Source organism: Gordonia aichiensis NBRC 108223 (genome assembly GCF_000332975.1).
GTDB classification, from domain to species: domain Bacteria; phylum Actinomycetota; class Actinomycetes; order Mycobacteriales; family Mycobacteriaceae; genus Gordonia; species Gordonia aichiensis.
The window spans coordinates 1-25,718 of record NZ_BANR01000031.1 but is presented as its reverse complement, the minus strand read 5'-3'; the positions used below and the strand labels follow the sequence as shown (position 1 = coordinate 25,718).

21 protein-coding genes are annotated in these 25,718 nt (G+C 65.8%); 15 read left to right on the top strand and 6 right to left on the bottom strand.

Features of this window, described 5'->3' with window-relative positions:
* The first annotated feature begins 198 nt into the window (after positions 1-198).
* The 10 genes from GOACH_RS20635 (at position 199) to GOACH_RS20590 (ending at position 12,300) form a co-directional block, all read left to right on the top strand.
* Positions 199-2,031: a dynamin family protein gene (locus GOACH_RS20635; RefSeq protein ID WP_005179300.1), complete on the top strand. Its 1,833-nt coding sequence runs from the start codon at positions 199-201 to the stop codon at positions 2,029-2,031.
* A complete protein-coding gene (locus tag GOACH_RS20630; RefSeq protein ID WP_005179296.1) occupies positions 2,028-3,461 on the top strand; it encodes a GTPase in 1,434 nt (477 codons plus the stop codon). The genes GOACH_RS20635 and GOACH_RS20630 overlap by 4 nt, the downstream gene beginning before the upstream one ends.
* A gap of 42 nt (positions 3,462-3,503) precedes the next feature.
* Positions 3,504-5,360: an Hsp70 family protein gene (locus GOACH_RS20625; protein WP_005179293.1), complete on the top strand. Its 1,857-nt coding sequence runs from the start codon at positions 3,504-3,506 to the stop codon at positions 5,358-5,360.
* 108 nt (positions 5,361-5,468) lie between these two features.
* Positions 5,469-6,746: a hypothetical protein gene (locus GOACH_RS20620; protein ID WP_005179288.1), complete on the top strand. Its 1,278-nt coding sequence runs from the start codon at positions 5,469-5,471 to the stop codon at positions 6,744-6,746.
* A 135-nt stretch (positions 6,747-6,881) separates the two neighbouring features.
* The gene (locus GOACH_RS20615) at positions 6,882-9,194 is read left to right on the top strand and encodes an ATP-binding cassette domain-containing protein (RefSeq protein ID WP_005179285.1); all 2,313 of its coding nucleotides are present in this window, start codon (positions 6,882-6,884) and stop codon (positions 9,192-9,194) included.
* A gap of 104 nt (positions 9,195-9,298) precedes the next feature.
* Positions 9,299-9,727, top strand: a complete 429-nt coding sequence (locus tag GOACH_RS20610) for a CD225/dispanin family protein (RefSeq protein ID WP_005179282.1) — start codon at positions 9,299-9,301, stop codon at positions 9,725-9,727.
* Between the two features lie 81 nt (positions 9,728-9,808).
* The gene (locus tag GOACH_RS20605; protein ID WP_005179280.1) at positions 9,809-10,216 is read left to right on the top strand and encodes a hypothetical protein; all 408 of its coding nucleotides are present in this window, start codon (positions 9,809-9,811) and stop codon (positions 10,214-10,216) included.
* Positions 10,217-10,313: 97 nt separating this feature from the next.
* On the top strand, positions 10,314-10,868 hold the full coding sequence (locus tag GOACH_RS20600; RefSeq protein ID WP_005179278.1) for an RNA polymerase sigma factor: 555 nt from the start codon (positions 10,314-10,316) through the stop codon (positions 10,866-10,868).
* Positions 10,869-10,941: 73 nt separating this feature from the next.
* On the top strand, positions 10,942-11,595 hold the full coding sequence (locus tag GOACH_RS20595) for a hypothetical protein (protein WP_005179276.1): 654 nt from the start codon (positions 10,942-10,944) through the stop codon (positions 11,593-11,595).
* Between the two features lie 33 nt (positions 11,596-11,628).
* Positions 11,629-12,300 carry a lysophospholipid acyltransferase family protein gene (locus tag GOACH_RS20590; RefSeq protein WP_040519328.1) on the top strand — a complete coding sequence of 224 codons (672 nt, stop codon included), beginning with the start codon at positions 11,629-11,631 and terminating at the stop codon, positions 12,298-12,300.
* A gap of 784 nt (positions 12,301-13,084) precedes the next feature.
* Here the strand turns inward: GOACH_RS20590 and GOACH_RS20580 are convergent.
* From GOACH_RS20580 to GOACH_RS20565, 4 genes are all read right to left on the bottom strand, one after another.
* Positions 13,085-14,515, bottom strand: a complete 1,431-nt coding sequence (locus GOACH_RS20580) for a MinD/ParA family ATP-binding protein (protein ID WP_444542621.1) — start codon at positions 14,513-14,515, stop codon at positions 13,085-13,087.
* Between the two features lie 349 nt (positions 14,516-14,864).
* The gene (locus GOACH_RS20575; RefSeq protein WP_306302300.1) at positions 14,865-16,484 is read right to left on the bottom strand and encodes an LCP family protein; all 1,620 of its coding nucleotides are present in this window, start codon (positions 16,482-16,484) and stop codon (positions 14,865-14,867) included.
* 85 nt (positions 16,485-16,569) lie between these two features.
* Positions 16,570-17,385 carry a CPBP family intramembrane glutamic endopeptidase gene (locus GOACH_RS20570; RefSeq protein ID WP_005179254.1) on the bottom strand — a complete coding sequence of 272 codons (816 nt, stop codon included), beginning with the start codon at positions 17,383-17,385 and terminating at the stop codon, positions 16,570-16,572.
* A 148-nt stretch (positions 17,386-17,533) separates the two neighbouring features.
* A complete protein-coding gene (locus GOACH_RS20565; protein ID WP_040519321.1) occupies positions 17,534-18,337 on the bottom strand; it encodes a DUF2470 domain-containing protein in 804 nt (267 codons plus the stop codon).
* Positions 18,338-18,576: 239 nt separating this feature from the next.
* Between GOACH_RS20565 and pheA the strand changes: the two genes are divergently transcribed.
* On the top strand, positions 18,577-19,569 hold the full coding sequence (gene pheA / locus GOACH_RS20560) for a prephenate dehydratase (RefSeq protein ID WP_005179250.1): 993 nt from the start codon (positions 18,577-18,579) through the stop codon (positions 19,567-19,569).
* Positions 19,569-20,246 carry a histidine phosphatase family protein gene (locus tag GOACH_RS20555; protein ID WP_005179247.1) on the top strand — a complete coding sequence of 226 codons (678 nt, stop codon included), beginning with the start codon at positions 19,569-19,571 and terminating at the stop codon, positions 20,244-20,246. The genes pheA and GOACH_RS20555 overlap by 1 nt, the downstream gene beginning before the upstream one ends.
* Positions 20,247-21,019: 773 nt before the next feature.
* Here the strand turns inward: GOACH_RS20555 and GOACH_RS20550 are convergent.
* Positions 21,020-21,370 carry a metallopeptidase family protein gene (locus GOACH_RS20550; RefSeq protein WP_005179246.1) on the bottom strand — a complete coding sequence of 117 codons (351 nt, stop codon included), beginning with the start codon at positions 21,368-21,370 and terminating at the stop codon, positions 21,020-21,022.
* 15 nt (positions 21,371-21,385) lie between these two features.
* Entirely contained in the window at positions 21,386-22,711 is a 1,326-nt protein-coding gene (locus GOACH_RS20545) for a septum formation family protein (RefSeq protein ID WP_005179244.1), read from the bottom strand.
* 127 nt (positions 22,712-22,838) lie between these two features.
* Here GOACH_RS20545 and GOACH_RS20540 point away from each other — a divergent pair, with 127 nt between their 5' ends.
* Genes GOACH_RS20540 through GOACH_RS20530 form a run of 3 tightly spaced genes read left to right on the top strand, consistent with a single transcriptional unit; the run spans position 22,839 to position 25,467 of the window.
* Positions 22,839-23,171: an ankyrin repeat domain-containing protein gene (locus tag GOACH_RS20540; protein WP_157227892.1), complete on the top strand. Its 333-nt coding sequence runs from the start codon at positions 22,839-22,841 to the stop codon at positions 23,169-23,171.
* A gap of 53 nt (positions 23,172-23,224) precedes the next feature.
* Positions 23,225-24,496, top strand: coding sequence for a serine--tRNA ligase (serS, locus tag GOACH_RS20535; protein WP_005179241.1), 1,272 nt, complete (start codon positions 23,225-23,227; stop codon positions 24,494-24,496).
* Positions 24,497-24,552: 56 nt separating this feature from the next.
* Positions 24,553-25,467: a DMT family transporter gene (locus GOACH_RS20530; RefSeq protein WP_040519326.1), complete on the top strand. Its 915-nt coding sequence runs from the start codon at positions 24,553-24,555 to the stop codon at positions 25,465-25,467.
* Positions 25,468-25,718: the final 251 nt, after the last annotated feature.

Here is a 25,718-nt window from a genome sequence, read left to right as displayed (position 1 = left end):
TTCGCTCAGGAGGCTATTACACGACCTCCGTGGACGGGATACCGGCGTCATTCACGTCGTCTAGTTGACGCGGTCCAGGGGGCGGGACGTTAGACTCACGCCCTGTCGGGTCCGGAGCCACTTCTGATGGCACTCCGATCCGGCTATGCGGGTGCCGTTGCGCGCCGAATACGAGACGAATCGGAGAATGAGACGGCGATGGGTGCACAAGCGCGCAATGCCGCGGACGGCCAGGCCGCCGCGGGTGACGCGTCTGCCATTGTCGAAGCCGCCTGCACCGTGCTGCGCGCCTACAAGATGGACGCCCTCGCCGATGTGGCGGCCACCAAACTCGCGCGCGACCGCCAGACGCGGACGGTCGTCGTGGTGGGCGAAGTTCAGCGCGGCAAGAGTTCGCTGGTCAACGCGTTGGTCGGACAGCGCGACCTGTGTCCCGTCGGCGTCGAGGTCACCTCGTCGGCAGCCGTATCCGTCACCGTCGATTCCGGCCTCGACGTCGAAGAAACCGCCGAACTGTTCTTCCCGTCCGGGACGACGCGGACGACACCTGTCGACGAACTCGCGCAGTGGGTGACCACCGACGGTGCGAAGGTCCGTGACTCTCAGGTCGAGGAGTTGCCGACGTCGGCCGCGGTGGCGGTACGGGCCGCGCGCGTGTCCGACATGACGTTGGTCGACACCCCGGGAGTCGGCGGCCTCGACGTCGGACTGGCCAAACTGGCAGCCCAGTCGGCGCAGCAGGCGTGTGTGCTGGTGCTGGTGTGCGATGCGTCGTCGCCCTTGACGGCACCGGAGATGGAGTTCGTGCGAGAGGCGTCGTCGACTGTCGATTCGGTGATCGTGGTGGTGACCAAGACAGACAAGCACCTTCGGCGCTGGCGCGAGATCGTGGGCGAGAACGAGCGTCTGCTCACCCGCGAGATCGGACGTCCATTCCCGGTATTCGGAGTGTCGAGCCTTCTCGCGTCGATCTCCGCCGAGCTCTCCGACCACGGCGAACGTGAGCGTCTCGAGGACGAGAGCGGTATCGCGTCATTGCGCAGCGAGCTTGCACGCAGGCTCGACGCCGCGGCTGCCCTGCCGGAGGTCGACGCTGTGCGGACCTGTCTCGAGGGACTGAAAGTGGTACGCGGGAGAATCTCCCGAGAACTCGACGCGGTTCAGGCAGGCGCCGAGGCGCTTCCCGACCTCACGGCCGAGCGTGACCGGCTCACCGAACTACAGGAGCAGGCGCGTGAGTGGGAACAGTATCTCGCACGCGATCTCACGCTGCTGCGTCAGCAAGCGGTCGACGATCTCGAGCGGCGTCTCGACGACGTGCGCGACAAGTGGACGCTCTACGTCAACAAGCATGGCATGCAGGTGCTGCGCCGCAGCGAGCAGAAGTTCACCGCCGACATGCACGCCGACCTGCAGTTGGCGATGGCTCAGACACTCGCCGACTTCCTCCAGCGTCTGCACGACACCGTGATCTCACCCCGGTTCGCGGACGATCCAACGGTGTGGGAAGAGTTGCGCACGCAGATCGTCGAGTCCATGCAGGACAAGCGAATTGAAACCCACCAGGTCGCGAGCAAACGTCACGGTCTGCTGGATCCGACCTTGCTGACGATGGGCGTCGTCGGGTCGTCGACGCTCGGCGGAATACTCGGCCTCAGTGCCCTCATGGGTGTCGGGGTCGTCGTCGGCACGGTGTGGGTCGGTGTCAACCTCGGATTCCGCGCGATCCGGGCGGGTAAGGCCAACCTGCTCACCTGGTTGCGGGAAACCATTGCAGCGACCAAGGCGGCGACGGGCAGGCTCCTCGACAGTGCTGTCGCGCAGTCTCGCCCTGAGATCGTCATCCGTTACCGAAACTATCTGCGGGAGAACATCGAGACCCTGCAGAACACGATCAACGAGGTCCAGAAGACAGCGAAAGCCGACGCCGCCTCCAGGGAGAAGACGGTGACCCGTCTGACGTCGAATCTCGAGGTCGTCGACAAGCGGATCGCATCGGCCGAGAAGTACCTCGACGGAGTCAGACGATGACCGCCCAATCGGGCAACGACCCGGTGCACGCAGTCCTCGATCGCGGTCTGCGTCAGCTCGCCGGGCTCGGTGGTGACCTCGTTGAACACGCGAACTCCATCGGGACCATTCTGTGGTCACCGCCCCGAGTGGTGATCGTCGGACGGTTGAAGGCAGGTAAGTCGACGCTGGTCAACGCGTTGATTGGCGCGCCCGTCGCCGAGACGGCCGCGCTCGAGGCCACCAACGTGGTGACCGTGTATTCCGACGGCAGCCCGTCGCGTGCAGAGATCGTCGGGATCGACGGTCGACGCCATCGGGTCGCCGTACACGCACATCAGCCTGTGGAGCTCCCGCTGCCCTCGTCGGAGATCCAGTTCGTCGAGCGCTGGATGCCGTCGGCCTCGCTACGCCAGTTGACACTCATCGACACCCCGGGACTGTCGACGCTGACCGCAGAGAACGACACGGCGACTCGGCGTGCGGTGATCGACGGATTCGAGCAGACGCGCACCGCGTCGGTCGATGCCGATGCGGCGGTCTTCCTGTTCGACGCGGCGCCACGCACCGACGAGATCGAGTTTCTCTCCCAGTTACCCTTCACCCCGCTCAACATGCTCGGTGTCCTCTCACGCGCCGATTCGTTCGGCGAGGGTGCGCTCGGTCGACGTGACCCGATCCCGCACGCCGCCGAGCATGCACGAGTTCTGGCGAAGCAGCTGTCGGAGACAGTCAGTGACGTCCTGCCGATTTCCGGACTGATGGCGCAGACGAGCCACACGGGGATGCTGACCGAAGAACTGGCCGCGGCGCTGGCCCGGCTCACCCCTCTGTCGCGTCTCGACGTGGTGCGCACGTTCGACAACGACGACGTCCGCAGTGAGCTGCCGCCGCACGTCCGTGCACGCCTCCTGGGGCTGCTCGGGGAGTACGGCGTTCTCAACGGCAGAAGCGTCGCCGCACGCGGAGCAGCGGAACTCAACGCATGGTTGACCTCGTTGTCGGGTGTCGACCAACTGCGTCGGGCATTGAGCACGTCGACAGCCCGATTCGCGGTCCTGCACCGGGCACACCGTATCCTTGCCCGGCTCGATCAGTTGGCCTTCACCCATCCGGCCAGGGACCACATCCGGACCCTGACAATGGGGCTTCGCAACACACCCGAGTTGCATCTGGTCACCGTGCTCGAGGACTACCAGCGCATGCTCCGCACCGATCCTCATGCCCCGGTGACCGAGGAACTGCACACCATCCTGCGTGCAACCTCGGTGCCGGGCAGAGTCGGACTGCCCGCGACAGCGCCGTCGCACGCCGTCGCCGCGGAAGCGCAGCGTCGACTGGCGATGGCCCATCAGCGGTCGTTGGCGACCAGTTCGGCGGCGGAGGACGCTGCGCTCGTCACTCTCATCCGCAGCTACACCCCCTTGACCACACCGACAACCACCAGGTGAGCATCCGGCTCACCGAGCAGCACACAGGACACCCCCACGCATATGTCACCGACCTGGATTCTGGCCATCGACTTCGGCACGTCGAATTCCGCTGCCGCTCACTCGGGCGCGACGAGTGGAAGCATCGAGACGTTGTCGCTCTCGCACACCAGCAACTTGATGCCGTCGAGTGTCTATGTCGCTGCGCCTGACCGGATATCGGTGGGCGAACCCGCCCGTAATCTCGCTCAGCAGAATCCGACCGGGTTCGTCGCCTCTCCCAAGCGCCTGATCACAGGCGCGCCGACGACGGTGATCGCCGGGTACACGCTGCCGTCGGCGTTGCCGGTCGCTGCCGTGATGTCGGCGATCATCGGTCGCGGCAAGGCCGCGCACGCCGGAACGCTACCGGCGCAAGTGGTTCTCACCCATCCCGAGGCGTGGGCACCGCAACAGGTCGGCGTGCTGGTCGAGGCGGCGATGCGGGCGGGAATCGACCGGTCGCGAATCAGCACGATCTCCGAACCTCGTGCTGCCGCGGCGCATTACAGCCGTTCGCATGCGATGCAGCCCGGTGCTCGGATCGCGGTCTTCGACTTCGGTGGCGGCACCCTCGACATCGCTGTGCTGACCGTGACCGGGCCCAACGCCTTCCAGGTGATCGCTGCGCGGGGCGACAACGGTCTGGGTGGCAAGAACATCGACGCGCTCATCCAGCGGTGGGTGGAGCAACGACTCGCAGACCGCGACCCGGAACTCGTCGAGTGGCTGCGTCGGCGGGCCCCCGTCGACGTGGTGCAGAGTCTGCAGGAGTCCATCAGGAGTGCCAAGGAACTGCTGTCCGAGGCGCCCTCGGCAACCATCACGATCAACAACACCCCGCAGGGGCGTCAAACCCTGCAGATCACCCGCGACGAGTTCGACGAACTGATCGCCCCAGCGGCCGAGCAGGCGCTTCGGCTGACCAGGGCAACGCTTCTCGACGCGGGTATCACCCAACCGGACCAGTTGACCGCGCTCTACCTCACCGGCGGTTCGTCACGCATTCCACTGATCCAGCAGCGGCTCGGCGAGGTCGGACCGGTCGCGACCCTCGACGATCCGAAAACCGTTGTCGCACAAGGCGCGTTGGTGACGGCTGTGGGTGATCGCGGTGGTGACACCCGTGAACGCCCGACGGCGCCGAGCGCCTCGGAGCTGCTCGCTCCGACGTCACCGCAGGCGAGCCGCGGGTACCAGCCCGGTCCGGCACAACCGGCGTCGGATCACCAGCGTGTCGCGGGCACACCCCCGCCACAGCAGTCCTCATCGGGTGGACGGAAGTGGGGTCGACTGGCACTGGCCGGGGTGGCCGTCGTCGCCCTGGTGGGCATCGTGATCGGGGGTGTCGCTCTGGCGAACCGTGGTGGTGGCGATGACGAGCCGGATCAAGCCGGCGGCAGTTCGACGGCCGCTGCACAGACAGCCGCGAACGGGAGCGCGATCGTCACCGATGAGAAACAGCTCTACTCGATGTTGCCGTCAGGGTTGCAGAACGGCGTTGAGAACTGCCGCAAGAGCGACTTCACGGAGAGCGGCGCACTCGACATGATGTGCAACATCAAGAAGGACGGCCCGCTTGCGCCGTTCTTCGTGACGGAGTCATACGGAATCAACGGCTTCATCAGCTTCTACTCCGACTCGACGAAGGTGGGCAGCACCATCACCTCGTTGCGGAACGGAACGATGAGTGACGGCAAGGGGACTCTCGTGGAGGACTCGGCGCGTGTGTCCGCGGCGGAGATAGAGGCGGGGACCGGCACCAAGTCCTACACCGCCTCGTACGCGAACACGTCGACCAACCTGGGTATGACCGTCTTCGGACTCAAGTCGATCGACGACGGCAAGACGTTTCTGAGCAGGTCCGGATTGATTTCCTGACCCGCGGAACATTTTCCGTACGTGGTTGCATCCAATCCCTGAACGCAACAAGCAAGCCCGGCAGGCGCAGAACTCAGACGCACGGGCACGAAGAGAAAGAGATCTGACATGAGCGGCACACCCGATCCCAAGCTGGCTGGACTCGACGTCGAGGGCAACCTCACCACCGATTCGGTCGAGGACACCAACCACGACGGCGTTCCCGAGACCGTCCACATGCACGACGACGCCGGCAACAAGATCGACGCGGTCATCGGTGACAACGGCGACGTGACCTTCACCGAGAACGGCAAGCCCGCAGGCACCGTCAGCGGAGAAGACCTCGGCGCGACCGCGTCCGCATCCGATCCGTCCGCATCCGATCCGTCCGCATCCAATCCGTCCGCATCCGCCGCGGACTCGGGCCAGACCCCCGCTGACGCACAGGCGCCGACCAGTACGCAGGTCCCGGAGAACGACTCGGCCCCCGCCGACGCGCAGGCACCGACCCCGGCGTCGGATCAGGATGCCAAGCCGAACATCAGCCCCGACGAGCCCTACGAAGAGAAGTCGGATCAGCAGAACCAGGCGAGCCCTGCCGACGCGCACTCAGACAACTCACCGGAGGCTGCCGCACCCGGTGACGCGCCGGCTCCCAGTGCTGCCCCAAACGAGGCTGCGGCTCCGAGTGAGGCTGCGGCTCCGAGTGAGGCTGCAGCCCCTGAGGCTGCTGCACCCACGCCGACGTCGGCGCCCGAGCAGACGCCCGCCGAGTCCGAGAGTGGCCTGCACGCGGATTCCGCGGTGGACACCGATGGTGACGGCAAGGCCGACGTCGTCCACCTCACCGACGATGCGGGTAATCATCTGAATGCCTACCTCGACGATTCGGGCAACGTGACGTTGGTCGAAGGTGACGCCGACGGTGACGGCACGATGGACACCGTCGCCTACGCCGGGCAGGACGGCACCACCGTCGTCGAATCCGATTCGGATGGCGACGGGCATGCAGACCTGCGTGCGATCCTCGACCCCGCCGGCGAGGTCCGCGAGGTCGACACCCTTGATGCAGACGGCAAGGTCACGAGCGCGACGCTCGACCTGAACCAGGACGGCACTCCCGACGTCAAGCTCATCGACAGCGATCACGACGGACGCTTCGACACCACGGTCCTCGACGTCGACCATGACGGTGTGCCCGACACCGTGCTCACCGACACGGACGGCGACGGCAACGCGGACACCGTGAGCTACATCTACGGCGGCCCCGACGGCGCCACCGACCCGTCGGCACATGACGAGTCGGCTGCGCCGCACGAGACGTACGGCACCGACGCGGACGCCTACGAGGATCACGGAGCGCAGACGGACGCGCACGCCGACGTGCACGGAGACACCTCGGTCTAGGTCGCGCTACTCGCGAAGCAACCATCGTTCAACCCCACACCGGGCGGTAGCCTCACTGCGGATCGCGGAGGCCACCGCCCGGTGGTCGTTGCGGCGTGGACACGCGCAGCGCTCTTTCGAGAAGGCGGATCGGTCATGACCACCACTGCTCCCATTCGCGGCAGCGTGAGCGTCGAATCGCGTGTGTACGCGCTCGGGGACGCCGCGCGGATCACGGTGGGCTCCGCGCAGGACAACGACATCGTCGTCGATCACAGTGACGTGCGTGAACATCACCTGGTGATCGAATGGATTTGCGACACATGGCATCTCGTCAGTGTGGACGCAGCGATGATCGTCTCGTCCGGGGCAATGGTGGTGGATCTCCCGATCACGTCCACGGCGGTGGTGCACCTCGGTTCTCCTGCGACGGCGCCGGTGCTGGTTGTGTCGCTGGCGTCCGATGAGCCGACCCCGGTTCCGTCGGAATGGGAGGAGTGCCCGCCTGCCGCGATCGACGAGCCATCCGTGACCGGCGACGTCGGGTTCGGCGCCGCGCGGGTGACACTCATCGGCCGCGCACCCGGCAGTGATCTCGTCGTCGACGACGTGCTGGTGTCGCGACGGCATGCGCGGTTCGTTGCCGGACCGGATGCGTTACACCTCGAGGATCTCGGCAGCGTCAACGGCACGTTCGTGAACGGGGTAAGGATTGGTCGGGCTGCAGTTGCCGACGGCGACGTGGTCACCGTCGGCAACACAGACCTTGTCGTTCGCGGCGCCGGTCTCGTCTCGGCTGGGGCGGTCACCGCCGGAGGAGGGCTGCAGGTCGAGAGTGTCAGGCTCGTCGTCGATCGTGACAAGGAGTTGCTCCACGACGTCGATCTCGCCGCTGGGCCCGGTACACTGACCGCACTCATCGGCCCGTCCGGAGCGGGCAAGTCGACGCTGTCGACGGTCGTCGCAGGCCTGAGTGTGCCGACCGCGGGCCGGGTGTTGTACGACGGGCACGACGTCCACGCAGAGTACGAGTCGTTGCGCACCCGCATCGGCATGGTTCCGCAGCACGACGTGCTGCATCGGAAACTGACTCTGCGCCAGGCGCTTCGGTTCGCTGCTGAACTCCGCCTGCCCGAGGATCTCACCACAGCCGATCGCGATCATGTGATCGCAGGAGTGCTCGACGAACTGCAGTTGTCCGAGCATCTCGACACCCGCGTCGACGCACTCTCCGGCGGACAGCGCAAAAGGGCGTCTGTGGCGATGGAATTACTCACCGGTCCCTCACTTCTCATCCTCGACGAGCCGACATCGGGTCTTGATCCCGCGCTCGACCGCCAGGTGATGCTCACCCTGCGTCGGCTGGCCGACGCAGGCCGCACCGTGGTCGTCGTCACGCATTCGCTGACACACCTCGCGCTGTGCGATCAGGTGTTGTTGCTCGCGCCTGGCGGTAAGACCGCGTTCTGCGGACGCCCGACCGACGTGACGCCCGCGCTCGGCAGCAGCGACTGGGCCGAGATCTTCGCCTATGTGGCAAGCCATCCCGATGATGCGCACCGCAGGCACCTGGCGCGAACCGAGGGACGAACCTCCCGCCGGCGTCGATCGACTGCACGAGCGTCGGTCCTACCCCCGCCCCAGACCAGTGCACAGCGGCAGGCGAGCACAATCGCCCGCCGACAGACGAGACTGATCCTCGCCGACCCGGGATATCTCACCTTTCTCGGGGTGATGCCACTCGTGCTGGGGCTGCTCACGCTGGTCATTCCCGGCAGCGCGGGATTCAACGTCAACAAGACCCCAGACACCGCGGGCGAGTCGCTGCAGATTCTCGTGATCCTGGTGATCGGCGCCTGCTTCATGGGCACCGCGCTGACAGTGCGTGATCTGGTCGGCGAACGCGACATCTTCGAACGCGAGCGCGCTGTCGGACTGCGTCCCGGCGCGTACCTGACCGCCAAGATCGGTGTCTACTTCGGTGCGGCGATCGCGCAATCGATGGTGATGGTGGTGATCTGTTACCTGGGAAAGGGGTTGCCGTCGGGAGGGGTTCTGGGGGTGGCGCCGATCGAGCTACTCGGCGCGGTAGCAGCCATCGCGTGTGTGAGTGTGCTTGTCGGACTGTCTATCTCGGCTACCGTTAGGTCCAACGAGCAGACCATGCCGCCGTTGGTCATCCTCGTCATCTCGCAGTTGGTGTTCTGCGGTGGGCTCTTTCGGCTCGACGCGCCGGTCCTGTCTCAGTTCGCGTGGCTCTTCCCGTCGTACTGGGGGTACGCGGCCTCGGCGATGGCTGTCGATCTGCGGGCGATCGCTCCGCTGGCCCCGCAGACTCGTGGAGCCCACCTCTGGGAGCCCGCTTTCGGAAACGCGCTCCTGGCGACCAGCGTGCTCGCGCTACTCGGTGTGGTGCTCATCGGGTACACCGCATCGAAACTGCAGTTGAAACGTCGACCGTGCCAGTGATGCAGGTCACAAAGAATGTTCGACGACGCGGGGCACATTCGGGTGTTCTCGCCGCATCCAATCTCTGACAGCGCACAAGGCGCCGAACAACCGAGGAGAGCACGATGTACGCGAATCAGAACCAGCCGATGCCCGCCTTCCGCGCCACCCAGGCCGGACCTGACGGACGCACCACCGTCATGCGGACCTCCGGACGAGAAATGAATGCTGCGCCCACCCAACGTCCGGCGCAGCAGCCCGACGCGACGTCGTCCACCGTCCCGGTCACCTGCCCGTCGTCGAACATGGGGTGGGCCGCTGCGGCGCTGATCTTCTTCTGGCCGCTGGCCTTTGCGGCATTCGGACATGCAGGCAACGTCACGACGTTGTGGCTCTCGGGCGACCGGGCAGGTGCGCAGCACGCGTCTGACCAGGTCAAGAGGCTCGGAAAGTATGCTCTGATCGCGTTCGCGGTGCTGTTCGTGATCTCGATCGTGCTCTATGTCGCGGTGATCGCGTCAGCGGTGTCGTCGATGGCGGCGTATACCGGCTGAAGCCCACCTGGCAGCATCTAATCGAGAAAGCTGGCATGCGACCTCGTCACGGGTCGCCCGCCACCAACGAAGGAGACACGGATGAGCGCTGACGACGACTCCATCCTGACTGCGCTGGGCATCTCGCCCGACGACGTGCAGGCACCTCCGGCCGGTGTGTTCGAGCACGCCCTGTCCGATGCGTTCGCATCGGATGCGCCGGCAGACGACAGCACCGTTCCGGTCATGGACGATGAGCCCGCGGTGCCCGACGACGATCTCGTCGTCGACGACGGCGTACACCACGAGGGCCCTGACGAGGGTCACGACGGCGGGACCGATCACGACGGGGATGCGATCCCGGCCGACCCTGCGGTCCTGCATGGCAACGACGATCCGACGCTGCAGCACGACGAAGCGAGCGGTGGCCACGAGGTTGACCTCGCCGACCACGACTACGGTGATCACGACGGTAGTGGATTTCATGACGGGGGCGACTACCACCTGTGAGAGCTCGATGAGCACAATGCTGAAGATCGCACACAGTCTGCGCACCGGTGACGCGTCCGTCACCGGTGCGTCGGTGCATGACTGATCGGGAGAATCTGTGGACGAAGCCGTACTCGTGATGCAGGCGCGTGATGGCGACCAGCGCGCATTCGCCGACCTCGTCAACGGTCATCGAAACCAGATCTGGGCGGTGTGCCTGCAGATCTGCGGAAACCAGCACGATGCTGAGGATGCGTTGCAGGCGACGCTGCTCGCCGCCTGGCGCAACCTCGACAAGTTCCGTGGTGAGGCGAGATTCTCGACATGGATGCACCGCATCGCCGCCAACAACGCACTCGCACTGATCCGCAAGCGCAAGGCGAACACCACGCTGACGGACTTCAGCGATCCAGAGCAGCCGGTGACACTCGACGCAGACGATTCGGCGCCCCGATTCGACGAGCAGATAGCACTTCGCGACGCATTACGCGAAGCGCTACAACAACTTTCCGACGACATCCGCGAGGCAGTCGTCTTACGCGAGTTCGGTGATTTCAGTTACGCCGACATCGCCGAGCATCAGGGTGTCGGCGTGCAGACGGTGAAGTCGAGGCTCAATCGGGGGCGCTCGCAACTGGCAGAGCTGTTGCGCGGTCGATTGGCAGTGAATTGATCGAGCGAGCGACATCGATCAACGCCGTACGTCGAGGCGACGAAGGTTGCGTTACCGTTCAAGAGTCAACGGAGTGAATACACCTGACCACATCAATACTGACTCCGTGCGGTTGACCGGCATTCGCGATGCCGACCACTACATGAGGACAAAGGGCATCGGGCTGATGCTCATGGTGGCCGGGGCCACGTACTTCATCACGATGCTGATCATCGGCGTCGCAACGATGAACGGATATATCGGTTACGCTGGCGCGGCAGTGTGTACTGCGATCTTCACGCCCGCCATGTACGTCCGTAAACGGAATCAACTGCGCCGACGGTTCCGTGAACAGACGCTTGACCTCTCGTCGTGGGGGATTGTCCGTGCCGACGACTGCATGCGGGTGGAGATGGCCTGGGGCGACATCGCCCGACTCCAACAGCATGATTCGACGATCAAGACGGGTGGCATGGGCGTCGCGGGAGAAGCAGTCGCCGCAGTGGCGAACGCGACCAAGCGCGATGTGTCGCTGGCGATCGTAGGACGTGGGCGAGTGTCGCCCGTCCCGGGAGCACCGCGGGGCGTGCTCCGCGGGCATGACCGCATGACCGGATCGAATCTACGCAAGGGTGAGAGCACGGTACGTGACACCGCAGTCATCTTTCCTGCGGAGTACGAGGACAACTGGAGCCAAGGGGTCGTGGGCTCGTGGGTTCGCGCATATCGACCGGACTTGTTTGCCTGACCCCCTGAAGACGTCGTGGACTACGCTGCCACAATGCGAGAAATGGACGCGTCGAGAACGGAGCCGAGGCCGCGCGGATCGGGTTTTCGCGCATGGTTGATGACGAGGGTCGTTCGCAGGATTCTGCGTCTGCTGGCGGCATTCCGAGTGGTCCACGTACAGGTTGTCAATCGAGAGGTCGTGCCGCGCTCAGGGCCCGTCATTCTCGCCAGCAATCACATCTCGATGCTCGATGGCGTGTTTCTCTGGGGCGCGCTGCGACGACGCGCGATCGCCATCGCAATGGCTGAGCTGTGGCGTTGGCCGGTTGTCGGCTGGCTAGTCCGGAAACTCGACTTCGTGCCGGTGGACCGTTCGGACAAGATATCCGGAAGCCGCGCGCTTGAGCGACTTGAAACAGCGCTGAGGTTCAACGGTGCGGTGATCATCTACCCCGAGGGGCGGTGCGTACCGCCCGGCGAGACAGTGCGCTATAGACCCGGGGTCGCAGTCTTGTCGTTCCGCACCAAAACGCCGGTCGTTCCAGTCAAGATCATTGGCTCGAATGATGTGCTGCCGTTGCGCAAGTACCGCCGCAACGGCGTGTCCTTCGATCGGCGACGGCAGGTGAAACTCGTCTTCGGTGCTCCATTGGACCCGGAGGACTTCCGTACGCCGGGCGACATGATGCGCGACATCCGTTGGGGCATAGACTCTTTGGAGTGAACCGCACAGTGGTTGTTCGCCGTGTGCACCGCGTCGTGGCAGAGAACGGTCGCTAGGGGTCAGTTTTCAGGCGTCGACAAAGGCCACAATTGAATAGCGACTTGGATGGAATACAGATCTGGTGGAACTGTGGCCTGGTCTTCGTCGATGACTGTTTCCTGGTGCCACAAGGTTGCCCGCAGGTGGTACGTTCCTGGCGCGATGTCAAGTGTCCCAAACACTGGATCATCTTCCGGCCCGACTGGGTCAATTCCCATACGCCAGAGGCGAGGTGGTTTGGTAAAGGTCACTACTGCTTCATGCGTGTACGTCCTGGTCGTCTCGTGCGGTGCAAGAGGGTGCACTGCGACGAGCGGGTGTTGAGGTTCAACGGGCAGCGGGGCCGCGGCACGGAGTTCGATGCGTAGACCGATGTAGGAGGCGTCTCGCATGAGCACAACCCAGGCAGTCTCCACCCCGGTGGTCATGATTGTGTAGTCGGACGAGGTCACTGGTGCCGGGGACAGTTCCTCGTCGAAATCGAAGTCCCCGCGCATGAACACCCCACCACCGTCATATATGGGAAATGATCCGATCCAAGCCTTATCTTTCGAGCTAGTGCTCATATCAGCACACGGAAGGTTTCGTTATCCATCACCATTCCGCCTCGTTTTGCATTCTCGTGAGTGCCGGGCACCACTTGTATCCGCCTGGTTCCTGGCTGTCGGCGGTAGTCGATTTCGCGAATACTCCCGCGTCGAACACACGCCGAGCCCACATCAGATCTGCCATGGTCGCCGGTCTTCTAATGAAGTCCTGGCTCGTCGCTCGCCAGGGCGAAATCCTCCGCGACGGTCGCTGCAAGTTCGACGAACGCACGACGAGTTGCCTTGTCGAGTAATTCGAGATCTACCTCTGCGCCCTCGGCGAGGTGATCGTCGTACGGAATAATCTGTACCGCACGGGTTCTCGCGAGGAAGTGTTGCGCGAGCTGATCGACGTCGATCTTCGTCGAGTCTTTCCGTGGGCCGCTCAGAACGACGACCGCTCGCGAAACCAGGTGTTGATACCCGTGCGTCTGCAGCCAGTCCAGTGTTGCGCTTGCGCTGCGCGCGCCGTCGAGTGCGGGGGTTGACACCAGTATCAACGACTGTGCCAGATCGAGCACTCCGTTCATCGCCGAGTGAGACAAACCTGTGCCGCAGTCGGTGAGGATGATGTTGTAGTACCGCTGCAGGGTCTTCATCACCGTGCGATAGTCCTGCTCGTTGAACGTCTCGGCTGTGGCCGGATCTCGTTCGGAGGCAAGGACTTCCAGCCTACTGCTTGACTGCGAGGTGTGCCGTCGCACATCGGAGTAACGGTAGATGGCCTTATCGAGGAGTAGATCGCGAACCGTCGACGGCGTTTGCACCTGCACGCGCTGCGAGAGTGTTCCGAGGTCGGGGTTGGCGTCGACGGCGATGATCCGGTCGCCGCGCAGGCTGGCGAATGTCGATCCCAAACCGACCGTCGTCGTCGTCTTACCCACACCGCCCTTGAGTGAGAGCACCGCGATCCGGAAGTCGCCGCGTACCGGTGCGTTCGCCTGTCGTACGAGGTCGTCGTAGTAGACGGTCTGTTGGGATTCGCCGGGGTTGACGCGGCCGCCGGTTATTCGGTGAACAGTACGACGCCAGCCGGAACGCGGAGCGCGACGTGCCCTGCGCAGCAGTGCGGCCGATTCGAGACCGTCGCCGGGCTGTGTGGGGCTGAATCCGGTTGGCGCGCTGTGACTGTTCTGGAACTCAGGGCGGTACCCGGGCGCGGGCGGGGCGGCGTGGTGCTGGTTGAGTGGTGGGCCATAGCCGGCCCCCGGTGGTGGTGGGTACGGCCCATTCAGGACCGGCCCCGGCGCATGGTGGCTCGGATACGACGGCTCGTTGGCGCTCGGGTAGGGCGCCACCGGGGCGTTCGGGTACGTCGGTCCGTGCGGGGCAGGGTACGGCGACGGCTCCCAGGCTGGGCTGGCGTGTGGGTCTTCGGGCTCTGGGACCCATTGCGGGCGCGGTGCATTCGGCGGCAGCGGAGCCGGAGCCTGATCATTGGCCGGTCCGCTCGGTTCTCCGTGTTCGCGGGTCGCGGGATGGCCTGTCGCAGGTCCCCCCGCGACAGGTTTTCCCGCACCAGGGCCTCCAGCACCAGGGTCTGCAGCCACAGGGCCTGCGGCTACCTGCCCGGCTGGGGGTGTAGAGATCGGCGGTTGCGCCTCGGATGCTGGAGAGTTCACGTCATCACCGGTCGCGTTGTCCGGTGACGGTGGCGGCACAGGTGCGCCTCCTCCGGTGAGCCACGGCGGCGCTGCAGGCACTCGATTGTGGTCGAACGTCACGTCTGTCCTCGCAATCCCCGGTGTGCAGCCCCATGGTCCAATCCCCGACGATACAACCGGTAGTGAGAAAATACGGAATCGTCTGCTGTCCGAATGGCTCCGTCGGGAGCATGGTGGGAACTCAACCGTGCTCGACGATCGAGAATATGATTCGGTCCTCAACGCCGAGACCCCGGTCGGTGGAGAGCGTCGTGTAGCTGCTCCGCAAGGGGCCTTACCCGATCGCGCCGCCCTGATTCGAGAGCAGTTCCTTGGGGATCTCCTTGCCGCTCCGGATGGCGTCGAAGAACTGTGTCGTGTTGTCGCCGACCGCGAGTGAGTCGCCGTCGTTGGTCTGTTCCGAACCGGCCGTCGGCGTCGTGGTTGTGATCGGGTCGTCACTGAGCCACCACGCGAGCATGCCGAGATGCCACAGGTGGGTGCTGTTGTCGACGGTCAGGCCGTCGACGGCTCCGCTGATGAACGGGAACAGGCGGAACGGATTGAGGAGCACGCCGGGGCTGGTGGCCTTCGACATCAACGCCGACAGGAATTTTCGCTGGTTGACCACGCGCTCGAGGTCGGCGTTGGGGAATGCGCGGGTGCGGACAAGGCCGAGCGCCTGCTGACCGTTGAGGTCGTGGCAGCCCTTCGTGAGCTTGAGTCCCGCCTTGGGATCGTTCAGTGACTGGTCGATGCAGATGTTCACGCCGCCGACGGCGTCGACGAGGGTGTCGAAACCCCCGAATCCGATCTCGGCGTAGTGATCGATCCGAATGCCGGTGAGCTGCTCGATGGTCTGGGCGAGCAGCTGCGGACCGCCGAAGTTGTAGGCGGCGTTGATCTTGTGGTTGCCCTGCCCGGGGATGGGCACGTAGAGGTCGCGCGGGATGCTGATCAGCGCGGCCTTACCGCTGCGTGCCTTGTAGGCGAGCATGATGGTGTCGGTACGCGATCCGTCGCTGTCGCCGGTGGCCAGATTGTCCTTCTGCTGCTGGGTCAAGCCCTCGCGTGAGTCGCTGCCGACGATCAGCCAGGTGGTCCCGGGAGTATCGGTCGGGCGTCCGGCATAGCCGGGCAGAGCGTCGACGCGGTGCAGCTTGCTGTCGTAATAGAAGAACAGCCCCACCGATCCGAGAACGATCACCAGCAGGACAACCAGGATGATTCTGCCGATGCGTCGCGGTCGTCCGAGCCTGGGCCGACGCAGGCCCGGGATTCGGCGTCGGGCCGGCGACTCCGGAGCCGCACCACGGCCGCGATCGGGGCGCCGAGGTGGGGATGCGCCGCCGCGACCCGGCCGCTGGTTGTTTCGGGAGATCGGCTCCGGCTTCTGCGTCGGTGCGTATGCCCGGGCGGCGTCCGCGCCCGCTGCGGCTCCGACGGCTGCGGGTGCACGTCCTGCGTGGTCTCGGTCTCGCGGACCGGCGGGATCCCGGTCCCGCTGAGCAGGCTGGCGTGGGGCGTGGGGCGGTGACGGTGCGGGGCGTCGAGGCCCTGGCTGCGCCCGGTTCGGGGTCGCCGACCATGCCAGGGGCGGTTGGTACTCTCCGACCCGACGCGCCCGATCGTTCTGGGCGGCGCCGCCCACGTGGCGGGTCGGATCGTCGGTGTTCGGCGGTGCGGGGCGTCGGGGTTGTTGTCCGTGTGGTCGCGGATCGGGTCGCCTGCCCGGCGGTTGTCGGGACGGATTGTCTGGCCGTTGTCCGCCAGGCGGCGGTGGTGCCGGATTGCGTCGCTGACCAGCAGGAGCGTCGTCTCGTCGCGGTGGCGTGGGTGCCGGATTCCGCGGCTGCTGATCGCGCGGCGACGGACTGCCGCGGCGCCGCATGTAGCGCGGATCTGGCTCGTTCATCAGATCAAATGTACGCAACGTGGTGCGCCCGAGCGTCATTCACGTGGTGCACAGCGTCGAGTCGCCGTCGAGGTGACGCAGAATCTCAGCCCACCCACGACAGATGGTCGTGGAGCAGCGCGTATCCGAGGAACGCGACGACGTCGATCACCGCATGCGCGATGACCAGCGGCCATACCCTGTTCGTCAGCTGGTAATAGCGACCGAACACCAGCCCCATCGCGACGTTCCCGATGCCTGCGCCGACGCCTTGGTATAGGTGGTAGCCGCCACGTAGGACGGCACTGGCCGCGAGCGACACGTTCTCCGACGCTCCGAGTTGGCGCAACCGCGTGATGAAGTAGGCGACCACGATGATCTCCTCGGCGGCCGCGTTGCCGACGGCGATCAGGATCAGGACCGGCCACCGCCACCACGGGCCGTCGACCTCGCTCGGGACGAGATGGGCGTTCATCCCGAGTGCGCGTGCTGCGGCGACGAGTGCCAGACCCGGCAGCCCGATCGCCGCTGCGAGTACCAGACCCGGCGGGACGTCACGGCCTGCCGGACGAGCGAGCCCGATCATGCGCGGTCCGCACCCCGATCGCCACAGGAGATAGACGCCGAGCCCGGCGATGGCGAACAGTCGTACCGCACTCATGACCTGGCGAATGAAGTCGATCAATGCCACCGACGACCGGCTCGGGTTCAGCGCGACCGTCGCGTTGCCGATGCCGCTGGTCAGTTGCACTTCGATCAGCGAGAGGATCGCCGAGAGCGCCGAGAATCCGAAGGTCAGTACGCCGACGATGGCGAGCTCAATGACCAGTGCGCGCCGCTCGCGGCGGTCAGCGACCACGTCGAAGATCTGTTGGAGTCCTGGCCGTACCAGCGTCGCGATCCCGCGCCTCACGTCGACCATGGCCGACAGCCTACGGCTGCTGGGTCTGCTGGTTGCACCGAGTTGAGTCGGGCGCGCGGCCGGGCAGCCCTCCCGGCCGCGCACCCTGGCAATCCAGCCGTTTCTCGGACGAGGGGACCTCCGATCCGACTGGGCGGGGTGGTCTTGTTCAGTCCGGCAGGCTGTTCATGTACGGGCAGCCCGCCAGGTTGCGCAGTGCGCGTGACAGCTCGCTGACGTCGTTCACCGGATGCGGGAATGGGAGCCGGACGTCGGAATCTCCCGCCGAGCCCTCCACTCGGAACCGGAGCCCGAAGCGGTCGATGCCGAGTGGCCGCACCCGGCCCTGCCGCAGGTGACGCGGGAGCCTGCGTGCGAGTTGTCCGACGATGTCGGCGTGCGCGGCGTCGAGGTGGCTGATCCAGTCGTTTTCGTACTCCCAGAAGGGGTCGGGTTCTGCGCCGGCCAGTTCGTCGGCGCTCACCGATGCTGCACCTGCGCCACACGCCACGACTGCGGTCTCGACCTGCAGCCGCATCATCGACCGACCGTGCCCGATGTCGAGGAGGCCCTCATCGGGGTGCTCGGTGGCGATCTCGACGGCAAGGTCGCGTTCGAGGTTGGCGGGGATGTGGTGCAGGCGTCCGTTGAGCCAGATCAGCGAGCGGACCCGCTCACGCAGGTCGATGGGCGCGCAGTCGGTGATCTCGACCATCGCCGGAAGCCCGTCGGGGCTCTCGGCGGCAGCGCGCATGGCCGGCCCGGCAGTGGGGACCAGCAGGAATGCCTGCGTGTCGAAGAGGTGAACCAGATCGACCTGGGTCGGCGTGGCGAGGTCGGCGGCGTGGCCGGTGCGCTCCTCCTGCGACGTGCCGACGGGTGATTCGACGGCCAGCATCGCGCTTCCCGCCCTGCGACATGCGGTGGCGATGACCTCGGCGTCCGTCGGTCGGTCGGTGACGGCTCGTGTCATGCGGTGCTCACTCCCGGTCGGCTGATGTGCTGCCCAACTCATAGTAGGTAACCCTAACCTAAAGTCGATTCGGGGGATCGTCAATGGTTCGGCTCGCGGGGAGTCTGACCCACCGTGCCCGGGGATCGTCGAGGGCCGCGTAAGCGCCTGGCCTGGGGATGCGGATGTTGTGTCCGACGTCGACTGCTTGTCCGCGCAGGTCAGGCCGACGTTCACTCGGCGTCGACTAAGCTCTTGTCGTGTCAGTGTTCGCGTACTTCGGTCCGGCAGGGACCTTCACCGAGATGGCGTTGGACAAGATCCTCGCGACCGAGACGGGTGCCGCGGGGGTTCCTCGTCGCGACGATCGCGATGAGGTGACCAAGGTGGCGGCGCCCAGTCCGGCCGCCGCCATCGCGCTGGTCCGCTCGGGGGATGCCGACTTCGCGTGTGTCCCCATCGAGAGTTCACTCGAGGGATCGGTGCCCGCGACGATGGATGCGCTCGTGCCGGATGGTTCGAAGCGGGTACAGGTGGTTGCTGAAACGGTGGTCGACGTCGCATTCGCGATCGCCGCCCGGACCGCCATCGATGCGTCGGAGGTGACCCGGATAGCGGCGTACCCCGTCGCGTCGGCCCAGGTTCGTACCTCCGTCGAAAAGCTCTACCCCGGTGCGGAGTTCGTCATTGCGTCGTCGAACGCCGGTGCGGCACAGGATGTTGCGGAGGGGAAGGCCGATGCGGCGGTGACCACCCGGCTGGCAGCAGAGCTGTCGGGGCTGACCGTGATCGCGGACGAGGTGTCCGACGCAGTTGACGCCACGACGCGATTCCTGCTCGTCGGACGCCCGGTGTCACCGCCGCCGCGCACCGGCGCCGACCGTACCGCTGTGATCCTCGAACTTCCCAATGAACCCGGTAGCCTGATGTCGGCCATGAACCAATTCGCCTCGCGCGGAATAGATCTCACGAGGATCGAATCCCGCCCGAGGCGCGACCCGGCCACCGGTGAATCGAATCCGGGGCAGTATCGGTTTTTCCTCGACGCCGTCGGACACATCGACGACGACGCTGTCGCCGAGGCTCTCGAAGCGCTCTACCGCGAAGCCGAACACGTCGTGTATCTCGGATCGTGGACGGCGCGCGGGGGGATCGGCTCGCCGCCGCCGGACCACCGGCCCGGGATGGAGTGGGTGTCGGCGATGCGTCGAGGAGTGGGAGATGGTGACGACGTCGAGGATGGTGATGACTGATGGCCCGTCTGTATCTGGTCCGGCACGGCGAGACCACGTCGAACGTGATGCGTCGACTCGATACCGCGCTACCCGGTGCTGCACTGACCGATTTCGGTGTGCGACAGGCGGTTAGATACGGTCTGGAGAACCGGGCGGATCGTCGTGAGGAGTCCGACCCCGGACCGGTGCTGCTGAGTTCGCAGGCGACGCGCGCACAACAGACCGCCGAGGTCATCGGGTCTGTGTGGGGCGCCGACGCCGAGGTCGTTTCCGGCGTGTACGAGGTGCAGGCCGGAGAGCTCGAGGACCGCACCGACGACGAGGCCCACGGCGTGTTCCGCGACATTCTCGACCGGTGGTACTCGGGCGACCCCGACGCCCCGATCCCCGGCGGCGAATCGCTGACGATGGTGCTCGAGCGCTATCTCCCCGCGGTCACCGACCTCGCCCAGCGCTACCTCACCGGCCCGGATGCACGCGACGTCTACCTGGTGAGCCACGGCGCAGCCATCCGACTGGTCGCAGCGCACCTCGCGGGGATCGACGGAAAGTTCGCGGCCGCAACACATCTGCCCAACACCGGGTCCGTCGAACTGGAGTACACCGACGGGCTGTGGGTCCCGCACCGCTGGGGCGCCACCCGCGCCCCGTTCCAGCTCGTCGACGAGCCCCTCGTCGCCGACCCGATGGGGTAGTCGGCGCGGAGGCCTGGGGGCCGACGCGGGCGCAGAAACCAGGGGAGGAGTGGCGGCCGGGGCGCCGGATCTGGCGGAGGAGTGGCGGCCGGGGTGCGGAATCCAGCGGAGGAGTCGGGCCGGAACGCCGAAACTAGCGGAAGAGCCGCGCCGGGGTGCAGAAACTCGCGGAAGGAGTCTTTCCGCTGGTTCTCGACGTTTCCGCGGGTTGTTTCGCGGGGAAAGGCACGAGAGTAGGGGAAGAGCCGCGCCGGAGTGCCGAAACTAGCGGAAGTGTCGCGCTGGGGCCGCCGAATCTAGCGGAAGAGCCGCGCCGGGGTGCAGAACCTAGGGGAGGAGTCGGGCCGGAGCGCAGAAACTAGCGGAAGGGCCGCGCCGGGGTGCAGAACCTAGGGGAGGAGTCGCGCCGGGCCGCGGAGCTTAGCGGGAGACCCGCGCCGGGGTGCAGAAACTAGCGGAAGGAGCTTTTCCGCTGGTTCTCGACGTTTCCGCGGGTTATTTCGCGGGGAAAGGCACGAGAGTAGGGGAAGAGTCGGGCCGGAGTGCCGAAACTAGCGGAAAGAGTCCCGCCAGGGCCGCAGAAACCAGCGGAAGAGCGGGTCCGGGCGCAGAAAGTAGCGGAAGAGCCCCGCCAGGGCCGCAGAAACCTGCGGAAGGCGTCGCCCCCGGGTGCCGGCTCCAGGGCGGAGCAACCCGCCCCCCAGGTTTTCGACCCTTCGGCGCAGGAATCACCGGAGCCCGCACCACAGGAGAACCCCCGAATCCGACGACCCTCAGCCCCAGCCGTGGGCGTGCAGCCAGGCGTCGTCGATGCCGAAATGGTGAGCGATCTCGTGGATCACCGTGACCGCGACTTCGTGGACGACCTGATCGCGGGTGTGGCACATCCCGAGGATCGGTTCGCGGTAGATGGTGATCGTGTCGGGGAGGAAGCCGCCGTAATCGTGGTCCCTGCTGGTCAGGGCGACGCCCGAATACAGTCCCAGAATGTCCGGCGACTCCGGGTTGCTGGGTTCGACGAGGATCACCACGTTGTCGATCGCGTCGGTCAATTCCTTCGGGATGGTGTCGAGTGCATCGGACACCAGGCCCTCGAACTCGTCGTCGGACATGGCGACGGGCATGGGTGTTTCTCCTGATCAGCCGACGGGCGCCGGGACCTCTTCGGGGTTCGGTTGGATGCCGGGTGGCAGCGGGACGGGCGTGGGAAGCACGCGACCCGGCGGCGCCTGCGGGGGCGGTACCGGGAGCTTGCCGTTGATCAGCAGCGTCTGGCGTGCGTCTCCGACGAGCGTCGCGAATCCACCTCGGTCGGGCAGCCCGATGTAGCAGACCACCTTGCGGCTGCCGGCGAGCCAGCTCGGTTCACTGATCACCGACCACTGGGTGTTGAGCGTGGTGGCGTCCAGCTTTTCTTTGCCACCGAGGAATCGCTGTGCCTGCGCGGGACATATCCCGGCCAAGAACTTGTTCTGGTCGGCGATCTCCGGCCACGGCTTGCCCGACGTTCGGTTGCCGAATTTCGCAGACAGGTCGACGATGCCTGTGGTCTGGAAGGCGTGCGGTTCACTGCATCCGACGACGGTCGCGGGCACCGTGGGGCGTCGAGTCTGCTGATCGATGCCGATGCACGTGCCCGGGGGCCACGAGAACGACTGATCGTTGTCGACGAGACGGCCGGTCACCTGGTCGGGCTGGCCGCCCTTGCCGGTCTGCTGCAGTCCGCAGCGCAGTTCGCGCGCGCCCTTGTCCCACTGCGCTTGCGAGGGGAACATCATTCCGACGGAGTAACGTCCCTGTGGGTCGAGCTTGCCCTGCAGGTAGTCGTCGACGATGACGGGGCACTGCTCGTCGCGGATCGCCGCGAAGCGCTCCGTCCCAGGCCATGCGGCCGAGTCGCCGAACTCCGCACCCGGAAGTACCGCGGTGTTGAGCGGCCCTGCGACCTCGAAGCGATGCGGCTGATCGCACGCGACCTTCGACGGTTGACCGGGCTGGCCGTCGGGCCAGTCGAGGCAGTCACCGGCAACCGAGCGTGTGAACGCGTTCTGGGCCAGTCGCTCGTTCTCGCCGATGTCGGTGGTCCCGACGTTTCCGTTGTCGGTGAATGTGCCGAGCGCGAATGCGATACCGCCCGCGACGATCGCGCCGACAACGACCGCAGCAAGCACCACCCGCATCGGGTTCGCGGCCAGAGCGCCGGTCACTCCGCCGCGGCGTCGTGAGGACTCCGTCGCGGACGTCTGAGCTGTATCAGCTTCCGGGAATTCGGCTTCGTCTGCGTCGTCATCTGCGACGACGGGCTCGAGCTGTTCGGTGATCGGCTCGAACTCCTCGGTCGCGTCCTCGGCGTCGACGACGCGCGCGGCGTCGGTGGATGTCCTGGCGCCGTCGGGTGTCGCCCCGGTTGCCGCGGGCTCGGGCGTCTCGTCGGCGTCTGGCGCCTTCTCGGGATCGTCGTTCATCGGCATCCATCATGCACTTTCCGACGGCCGGGGTGAGCCGATACCTGTGCCTACACTCGGGACGGTGAGCGAGAACGACACGCAACCGAGCCCGGATCTGCAAGAACTCGCCGGGCGACTCTTCGATATGGCGCGTTCGGGTGACACCGCCACCCTCGCCGCGTATATCGACGCAGGAGTGCCCGTTGACCTGCGTAATCAGTCGGGCGACACGTTTGTCATGCTCGCGGCCTACCACGGCAATGCCGAGACGGTCACAGCTCTCGTCGAGCGCGGCGCCGACGTCGACCTCGCGAACGACAAGGGCCAAACCCCGCTGGCCGGCGCGGTGTTCAAGGGAGTCGACGACGTCGTCGCGGTGCTGGTGAACGCCGGGGCCGACCCATTCGCGGGAACACCGAGCGCCGACGATGCGGCGTCGATGTTCGGTAGAGCCGACTATCGCGAACGCTGGCACTAGCCGCACAACGTCCGACGATCCGCCCGATCGGCGCTCCAGTATCGTTGACAGGCGTGATCGACCTCAAAATCGTCCGCGACGACCCCGACCTCGTCCGCGCATCTCAGCGCGTCCGCGGAGAAGACCCCGGCCTCGTCGACGTTCTGCTTGACGCCGACTCCGCGCGTCGAGCGGCAATCGTCGACGCCGACTCGCTGCGTTCGGAGCAGAAGGCGCTGGGTAAGCAGGTCGGCAAGGCCTCCGGCGACGAGAAGGCGGCGCTGCTGTCCAAGGGCAAAGAGCTCGCCGAGCAGGTCAAGGCTGCCGTCGCACGGCAGAACGAGGCCGACGACGCGGCGTCGAACGCGCAACGCGCGATCTCCAACATCGTCGAGGGTGCACCTCCCGGCGGCGAGGACGACTACGTCGTGCTCGAGTACGTCGGTCAGCCGCGCGAGATCGAGAACCCCAAGGACCACCTCGAGCTCGGCGAGTCGCTCGGCCTCATCGACATGGAGCGTGGCGCGAAGGTGTCGGGTTCGCGCTTCTACTTCCTCACCGGTCAGGGCGCGATGCTGCAGCTCGGCCTGCTCACGATGGCCGCGCAGAAGGCCACGGCCAATGGGTTCACGTTGATGATCCCGCCGGTGCTCGTCCGGCCGGAGGTCATGGGCGGCACCGGGTTCCTCGGCGCACACGCCGATGAGGTCTACCACCTCGACAAAGAGGACGACCTCTACCTCGTCGGCACCTCGGAGGTCCCGCTCGCCGGCTACCACATGGACGAGATCATCGACCTCTCCGACGGCCCGAAGCGCTATGCAGGGTGGTCAACGTGTTTCAGGCGCGAGGCGGGCAGCTACGGCAAGGACACCCGCGGCATCATCCGTGTGCACCAGTTCGACAAGGTCGAGGGCTTCGTCTACTGCAAGCCCGAGGACGCCGCGGCCGAACACCAGAAACTACTGGGCTGGGAAAAGGAGATGCTCGCTGCTATCGACGTCCCGTATCGGGTCATCGACGTCGCGGGCGGCGATCTTGGATCGTCGGCCGCTCGCAAATTCGACTGTGAGGCATGGGTTCCCACGCAGCAGACGTATAGAGAACTGACCTCGACGTCGAACTGCACGACGTTCCAGGCGCGTCGCCTGTCGATCCGGTACCGCGATGACTCGGGCAAGCCGCAGATCGCCGCAACGCTGAACGGGACACTCGCCACCACGCGGTGGATCGTCGCGATCCTCGAAAACCATCAGCAGGCTGACGGTTCGGTCGTGCTGCCAGACGAACTCGCGCGGTACGTCGGCACCGACGTGCTCAAGCCCCACGCGCTCAAGACTCAGTAGCGTCGTATGACGCGTGGTGTGCCGTCGAGTAGTTCGCGGTGGGTTCGGGTGGCGCGATGACTCTCGGAATCATCATCGCGGTGATCGGTGCGCTCTCCTTCGCCGCGGCGTCGGTGTTGCAGGCGCTCGGCGCCGAACGAGTGGCGCAACGTGCCGAACACCGCGACGAACTACGGTCCAACACACCGCATCCGACGTTGCGCTCGACCGCCGCGACGATGCTGACCGTGCCGTTCCTCGTCGGATTCGTCTTCGACATCATCGGTTTTGTCGCCACCATCGTGTCTGCGCGTCTGATCCCGCTCTTTCTCTCGCAGACCATCATCTCCGCGCGAATGGTTGCGACCGCGGTACTCGCCGCGATCGTGCTGAAGGTGAGTTTGACCTGGCGGGAATGGGTGTCGGGCGCCGTGGTCATCCTGTCGCTGATACTGCTCGCGGTGTCCGCGGGGCGTGAGGGCTCCGACTACGACGCATGGATGGGGTGGGCGACGCTGGTTGCCGGACCACTGCTCATCGTCATCGGAATCGCGGGGGCCCGCGTACTCAGACGACGGATCGCTGCGTTCGCGGGACTGATCGCAGGTGCGATCTTCGGCGTGATGGCCGTGGCTTCCCGCGTTCTGACCGGCGTCTCGCCGCTGCAGCCCGGAGTGCTGTTCACCGACCCGGCACTGTATGCGCTGCTGATCAGCGGCATCGGTGGCTTCTACCTGTTCACCGTTGCGCTGCAAACGGGTTCAGTCAACGGCGCGGCCGCCGCGCTGGTCGTCGGACAGACTGTGCTGCCCGGTGCCGTCGGGATCATCTTTCTCGGTGACGTCACGCGGTCCGGCTGGGGTCCGGCAGCGATCGTGGCCTTCGTGGCGGCCGTTGTCGGCGGCGTGATCCTGGCCTCGTCTGGCGCGGTGACAGCGGTGGAGAAGGCCGAGTCGGTCAACCTGCCCGCGGGTTACGGGCACCGCGGCTGACGAAATCCGCCCGCTTGCCGAGCGTCCGTCGCGTTGATACCGAGGAACGCTGTGCTCACGACTCCGTGGATGGGGCCTCGACGGCCGTGCTCACGGGGTCGGTGTGGTCGTTGCTGTCGGAATGCGTTGCACCACAGGCGGTGAGCGGGAGCCCGCTGGTGATGAGAAAGATTGCGGGCGATACTTTCACAGCGGAGACCCGGTGGCATCGCGCAGCTGGTCATTCATGACCAGCTGCATCGCTCCCTGAG